Origin of the sequence: Nostoc cf. edaphicum LEGE 07299 (assembly GCF_015207245.1) — a bacterium.
In the GTDB taxonomy this organism is placed as follows: Bacteria; Cyanobacteriota; Cyanobacteriia; order Cyanobacteriales; family Nostocaceae; genus Nostoc; species Nostoc edaphicum_B.
On record NZ_JADEXF010000206.1, the window covers coordinates 1 to 6,508 of the forward strand.

The following is a 6,508-nucleotide window of genomic DNA, read 5'->3' on the forward strand; positions in this document are numbered from 1 at the left end:
GACCGTATCATATCCCCTACATTCCCAGAATTGAATTTGACCGCCGAACAGATTTTTCAAGCTGGGCGTTCAGAAAATCAATTATGAGCGCAGTGCTGACACTCCCATAGGGCCACGAGTCACACCCAGTTGATTTTGCAACTTCAACTCACGCCAGAGTTGGGAACCTGTAATCTCACCTTGCAATAATTGACTATAAAAATATATTGTTTTACTCACTTGCTCTGGTGTTTCATTCACAAACTCGATGCGGAAGTGACGTAACCCCAGTTCTATAAGGCGCTGTACGTACTCTGCTCCCGTTTGAGCAGTGCCGTTAAACACAGTATTGCGGCAACCTACATCTGCTTTAATAACGTGTTCGCTGCCTACACGGTCTTTTAATTTCACTTCCTGCTTTTCACAAGGTCGTCCACAGTTGGTATAGTCTGTACCCGTCGAGAGAAAGGCACAAAATACACAATGCTCCATGTGAAACATCGGTATATGCTGATGGATTGTCACCTCAAACCACTGGGGTGGACAACTGGCAAGCAGGTCTTGTAGTTGGGTAATATTTAGGTCATAAGATGCCGTCAGCCGTTCTAAACCAAAGTGTTGCTGAAAGTAGTCTGCTGTTAAGGGATTAGCAACGTTGAGCGAAAAATCTCCGATACAACGGTCTGCTGCAAAGAATTGCAATTGGTCATAATTCCGTATTAGATAGCCATCTGCTTCTGAAGCACGTACCTGCTGCAAAATCCAATTTTCCCCAGGTTTGGTAATTCGGGGTGGTGCAACCCAAATTGTAGGGAGTTGGGAGTTAGGAGTTAAAAGTGAAGAATTCTCTGCTTTGTTTGGTTGTTGTTGGCGCACCACTTGCACGGCTTCTCGATAAGCGCGGGGGTCTTCAAATTCACAGTAAAGTGTTTGGATTCCCGCTTCGAGTGCTGCTTGAAGTTGCTTGAGATTTCGTACTAGGACGATGAGTGAAGGAGATGTAGCTTTAGCTTCGCGCAGGGTGGGAGATGAGGGGAGTAAGTTTTGGAAAGAGATATCAGAATGTAATTGCCAGGGTTTGGGTTGACTTCGCAATTCTTCCAACTGCACCACGATTTCCCGCCGCATCCGGTTCAACTCACTTACGGGTAGCATAATAGCACCGCTGAGGTGGTTGGTTAGTGTTCCTAAACAGAAAGGTGTGTTACCGAGACGACCGAATTGTTCTTGTAAACGGTCTGTATCTAGGGGTTTAGTGTGTGCTTCAACTAGAGAAATTGCAGACTCTACTTGTACAATATTACCGAGTCGATCGCGGGCGATCGCAATTAATGGCTGACCAATTTCTCCATAAATTTCTACATTAATGGGACGCTGAAATTGGGGATTCTCGCCAGCAAAACTCTGACGTAGTTGCTTATCGAGTTCTGGATCGCTGGTTTTCCAAATGCGATCGCCTATATGCACTCGGCGCAGGTTCAAGTCATTCCTACCAAAGGTCAGCACACTTTCCTTACCTTTCGAAACCACCCCATAAACTCGGCCGCCTTGTTCCTTCGCCTCTGGATGACCGCAGTCAAATACAATTCCATCCCCTGGTTTGACAGGCGCTTCCAATTTGACTGTTACCTCTTCGTTGTGAATGCGGCTGACTTCACCTAAATAAACCCCACGTTTTTTACCAAAGCGGGCGTGAACTAGTTCCTGATTATTAATTCCGCCAAACCAGCCCGTATAGAGTCCGCGAGAAAATGCCATTTCTAGGTTGTAGTGTTCTTGGTCTGATTGACCTCTCCCCCAGTTCCTCTGCGCTTCGGAGAGAGGAGCTTTTATTCCCCCTTCCCTACCAGGGAAGGGGGTTAGGGGGTTAGGTCTTTCCAATTCCGTCATTACACTATCCAAAGCTTGCCGATAAACACGGGTGACATTAGCAACATACTCTGGAGCTTTCAGACGACCTTCAATTTTGAGACAAGTTACTCCTGATTTCACCAAATCGGGCAGAACGTCTAACCCCGCTAAGTCTTGAGGACTGAGTAAATATTTGCGCTCTTTTAAATCCACAACTTTCCCATCGGCGATTAAATCGTAGGGCATCCGGCAAGCTTGGGCACATTCACCTCGGTTAGCAGAACGTCCACCTAAAGCCTCACTAGTCAAACACTGGCCGGAATACGCTACGCACAAAGCACCATGAACAAAAACTTCTAAAGGCAGCGAGGTTTCTTGTTGGGCAATCTGCTGCTGGATTTTATTGATTTCTTTGAGAGAACATTCACGCGCCAGCACCACCAATTGACAGCCAAGAGATTTGGCAAATTGCACTCCAGCCGCACTGGTAATTGTCATTTGCGTGGAAGCATGGATGGGAAAATCGGGGGAAAGTTGACGGATGAGACGGCATATACCAATATCTTGAATGATCGCTGCATCCACACCAGCTGCAATAATTGTGCGGAGATATTGCTGTGCTTCTGCTAGTTCTTTGGGAAATATGAGTGTGTTGACGGTGACATAACCCTTTACACCCCGACGGTGCAGGAATGTCATCAATTGAGGTAAGTCCGCTTCAGTAAAATTTTGTGCCCGCATTCTGGCGTTAAACCGATCCAAACCGAAGTAAATCGCATCTGCCCCATTTTCCACAGCAGCTTTAGCACATTCCCAATTACCTGCTGGTGCGAGTAGTTCGGGACGTTGAAGAGAGAGTTGGGAAAGGGAGCGATCGCTTTTCATTAAATTTAGGGAGGGTTAACTAGCACCATAGTGATTTTATCGAAGTTATTGGGGGATGGTGCGATCGCTTTTTCATCTGCGGTTCATTCAATTCTCTTCTCCTCTGCATCTGGAGTAAGTAGACAGGCGAGAAGAAACAGAACTATATTAAATTTAGTTAAAAAAAGTTTCACTAGGTTGTCAATGTATTAACAAAATGGAAATTCTTAAATCAAGCACCGCCATAAATTGGAATTAAACCTGTGTCTTCTAAAGATGCCTTTCATACAGTTGTCAAAACAGCACTTGAGAAAGATGGCTGGTTAATCACTCACGATCCTTATGCTCTCCAGGCAGGAACCCTTGAATTATATGTTGATTTAGGAGCAGAAAAAATTATTGCAGCCGAAAAACAAGGACAAAAAATAGCTGTTGAAATTAAAAGTTTTTTGAGTCCTTCAAAAATTACAGAACTTTATGCTGCATTAGGACAATTTATTATTTACCGAATTGCTTTACAAAAAAAAGAAGCCAATCGCACTTTATATTTAGCGGTTCCTAGTACTGTTTAAAATGAGTTTTTTATCCTTCCATTTATCCAATCTGTTATTCAAATTAATCAACTCTGTTTACTAATTTATAATATTGAACAGGAGGCAATAGACCAATGGCAAAGCTAGACGAATATCGACAATATATTAAGAATTTACTTCAACAACACGCTAGTATTGTTTGGGATAATCGCATTCAAGCACAGACAATTTTTGATACAGAACACGATCATTATCAATTAGTTTATGTAGGTTGGCACGAGCAAGACCGTATATATGGGCCTGTTCTGCATCTAGATATTATTAACGAGAAAATCTGGATTCAGCAAGATGGAACAGAGGTAGGAATTGCTAATGAATTGGTTGAATTAGGTGTCCCCAAAAAAGATATTATTTTAGCTTTTCAGTTGCCATCTGTGCGTAAATATACAGATTTTGCTATTAATTGAAGGCTAGTTTCAATCCGTATTCAACAGCTAATTTTAAGGTTATTGACAATTTCAGCCATTTTCTACAAGCTTGTCTTTTCCTTATGATTGTATCTGCGATCGCTCTCTTGTTCTGCTTCACATCATTGGGTTAAAAAAAGCGATCGCCTGAGCTAAAATAATATCCCAGCCTCAATAATCTTTATTGCTCATAATGATATTTGCAAGTCAAAATAATCAATAAATCTTCTTGCACTTTGTAAACTAATCTATGTTCATCTGTGATCCGCCTTGACCAGTAACCTTGTAGTTCATATTTTAATGGTTCTGGCTTCCCTATTCCTGCAAAAGGATCTCTTTGTATATCTCTAATCAGTTCCAAGATTTTTTTGAATATTTTTTTGTCTTCTGTCGCCCACTGACCTAATTGTTCAAAAGCTTCTGGTTCAAAGGCAACTTTTTTCATATTCATCTAAATCAACATAAATCAGGTTTCTTTTTTCTACATTCTCCAAAGCTGTGAGTAGATGTTTCTTGTTAGTTTCTGATTTCAGAAGATAGGTAGTTTCATCTTCTTCAGTTGGTGTTTCAACTAACACGATGACTTCTACAACAGTTCCTTCTGCTAATTCCGTTGCAGACAGTTCAATCTTGCCATTTTTTCCGACAATAGCCTTTTGTTTAATCCCACTAAGCATAATTCCTATTTACTCCCATATTTACCACCTTATTGTAACTGTATCTGACTTAGATGAAATTTGGGCGATCGCTCTCTCATCTGCGGTTCATTCAATCCTCTGGAGGATGCCAACCCGCAAGTACCCAATAACTGCGAACTTCTAGTGCATCTGCATCATCGCTCAAATGTAAAACTGCAACAGTTGCTCTACCAGTCGGCGTTTTGCCAACAATACGTAGACCATCTTCACTCCAACCAAAATGCTCAAACCAGACTTGAGTACGAGGGTTAAATAGCTTTACCGTTTCGATCGTCTCTGGATCAACCCCTGTCGTTTTATCACTTTTGTAGCGATTACACAGGGGACAAGCTAGCCACAAGTTTGATTCATCGTTGCTACCACCCTTAGAGATGGGAATAATATGTTCAATTTCCAAACGTGCCATTACTAAACGCTGAGGACTCAAGCAATAGCCACATCGGTTTCGAGCATCGGTGCGGACACGACGTTCTATATCTACAGAAATGTAAAAGCGGGCCATTGCTATTAATTGAGGGCTGGTTTTAAGCCACGTTCAACAGCTACTTTAAAGGCTCTTGCTTTACTTACTAAGCCACGTCGGTAAACCTGCATGAGTTCATCTAGTTGACGAACTTCTGCATCATTCAGCTGTCCCTCTCGGTGACGCGCTTGCAAGTCACTGAAAACCTCTTGCTGCTGAGTTTCCATCTGCATATCGCACATAGCCAAAACCTGATCGTCAGGTAATGACTCCATAGGTAGTTCGGTAATGGCGCGGTCAATCCATTCTAGCAATACATCTTCAAGTCGCCGATGTGTGAAAGCAGCGATTTCCTTTGCTTTTTGTGCCAGTGTTTCAGGAAGTTGAAGGGTGACAATTTCAGCCATTTTCTACCTGCTTGCTTTTACTTATGATTGTATCTGCGATCGCTCTGCATCTTCTGGTTAAAAAGAGCGATCGCTTTTCTTTGTTAGCGTCTTGGCGGTTCGTTAAAAAGAGCGATCGCTATTAGACAGAATAGAACTCAAATTGGGAATACTAAGTGAAGCGCAGATATTTGCTGCGTATAAGTGGCTTGCTATAAAACATCAGGCTGCTGATGCTTTACCAAATAGGAGAAGATTATGGACGCGCTTACATTAACTTTTGCACTTGCCCCTCATATTGTTAGGGGGTTAGCTAGTGGTGTATATGTACGAACTGGCGGTGTAATTCAACATGCTGTCACAAAACAAGTTGTAGCTTGGTTAAGAGATTTAGTACCAATGCCAACAAGTTCTCCTAATAATTTACTTAACCTTGTTGTTTCAGGGGCTAATGCAGCTGTGACAGCAAAAGGACTAGCTGATGTCAACAGGCATTTAGGTGGTATCGAAAATCAGTTAGGAGAGCTTGGGCAAAGTTTACAAATTAATCAAGGAATTCTACAGATAACTACTGCGGCTAGTGTACTTAGCCTTGGTGTTTCAGTAATGGGCTTTGCTGTAATAGCACAGCGCCTCAAGGAGCTAGAAAAACGCCTAAAACAAGCGGAAGAACTATTGAGCAAAGTCAACCGCAAAATTGACCTTAGTTTCTATGCTAATTTTCGTGCTGCAATTGAGTTGGCAGTTAATGCCTTCACAATGACCAAAACTGAAAATCGTAGAGGCAGCGCTCTGCAAGCTATAAACCGTTTCTTAGAAGCAGAGCATATTTATACTGAATACACGGATATAGAAATTGAGGAACAGAGCCAAATAGCTGATGAATATATACTGACTTTATCTTTAGCCTACTTAGCTGAAGCACGTTGTTATCTTGAATTAGAAGAACACGAAACAGCACTTCGCCGTTTTCAAGAAGGCGCAAAAGTTATCCGTTCTCGTACTGAGAAATATGTTGAAATTCTACTTACTTCTAACCCCGCAGCATATTTACAGCCTCAGTTTAAAGATGTAATTGATTTACGAAGAATGACACGAATTTACCAATGGGTTAATCCAACTTTAGACGAAAATGATGTATTTAATATTGAACGTGAGAATTTATTTAAAATAGCAACAGTTCCTTACGAATGGGTAGAATCTTTGCCAGTGGCAATCTTAACTCGCGTTGAGGTTCAAGGAGGTTGGTTCGGGCCAAGCCACGAAG

At 42.0% G+C, this 6,508-nt stretch carries 8 protein-coding genes and 1 pseudogene; 4 read left to right on the forward strand and 5 right to left on the reverse strand.

All coding sequences use genetic code 11. The features are described from left to right. Positions 1–87 (forward strand): annotated as a pseudogene (locus IQ229_RS23815) (Uma2 family endonuclease); the annotation flags it as partial. Here the strand turns inward: IQ229_RS23815 and IQ229_RS08260 are convergent. Beyond that, on the reverse strand, positions 82–2,715 hold the full coding sequence (locus IQ229_RS08260; RefSeq protein ID WP_194042813.1) for a U32 family peptidase: 2,634 nt from the start codon (positions 2,713–2,715) through the stop codon (positions 82–84). The pseudogene IQ229_RS23815 and the gene IQ229_RS08260 sit on opposite strands and share 6 nt — an antisense overlap. A gap of 242 nt (positions 2,716–2,957) precedes the next feature. Between IQ229_RS08260 and IQ229_RS08265 the strand changes: the two genes are divergently transcribed. Together IQ229_RS08265 and IQ229_RS08270 are read left to right on the forward strand one after the other, a co-directional pair. Then, positions 2,958–3,266, forward strand: coding sequence for a XisH family protein (locus IQ229_RS08265; protein WP_322743957.1), 309 nt, complete (start codon positions 2,958–2,960; stop codon positions 3,264–3,266). A 95-nt stretch (positions 3,267–3,361) separates the two neighbouring features. Next, the gene (locus tag IQ229_RS08270) at positions 3,362–3,694 is read left to right on the forward strand and encodes a XisI protein (RefSeq protein ID WP_194042815.1); all 333 of its coding nucleotides are present in this window, start codon (positions 3,362–3,364) and stop codon (positions 3,692–3,694) included. A gap of 181 nt (positions 3,695–3,875) precedes the next feature. Here IQ229_RS08270 and IQ229_RS08275 read toward each other — a convergent pair whose 3' ends face one another. The 4 genes from IQ229_RS08275 to IQ229_RS08290 all read right to left on the reverse strand — a co-directional run bounded on the left by IQ229_RS08275 (position 3,876) and on the right by IQ229_RS08290 (position 5,262). Beyond that, a complete protein-coding gene (locus tag IQ229_RS08275; protein WP_194042817.1) occupies positions 3,876–4,139 on the reverse strand; it encodes a Txe/YoeB family addiction module toxin in 264 nt (87 codons plus the stop codon). Next, positions 4,120–4,371, reverse strand: coding sequence for a hypothetical protein (locus IQ229_RS08280; RefSeq protein WP_194042819.1), 252 nt, complete (start codon positions 4,369–4,371; stop codon positions 4,120–4,122). Before IQ229_RS08280 ends, IQ229_RS08275 begins: the two co-directional genes overlap by 20 nt. Before the next feature lie 91 nt (positions 4,372–4,462). Then, positions 4,463–4,894 (reverse strand): HNH endonuclease, encoded by a 432-nt coding sequence (locus tag IQ229_RS08285; protein ID WP_194042820.1) that lies wholly within the window; start codon positions 4,892–4,894, stop codon positions 4,463–4,465. Positions 4,895–4,899: 5 nt separating this feature from the next. After that, positions 4,900–5,262: a hypothetical protein gene (locus IQ229_RS08290; RefSeq protein ID WP_194042821.1), complete on the reverse strand. Its 363-nt coding sequence runs from the start codon at positions 5,260–5,262 to the stop codon at positions 4,900–4,902. A gap of 237 nt (positions 5,263–5,499) precedes the next feature. On the opposite strand from IQ229_RS08290, the gene IQ229_RS08295 reads away from it, so the two are divergent. Continuing rightward, positions 5,500–6,508: hypothetical protein (locus IQ229_RS08295; RefSeq protein WP_228013302.1), on the forward strand; the 1,009-nt coding region annotated here is incomplete at its 3' end.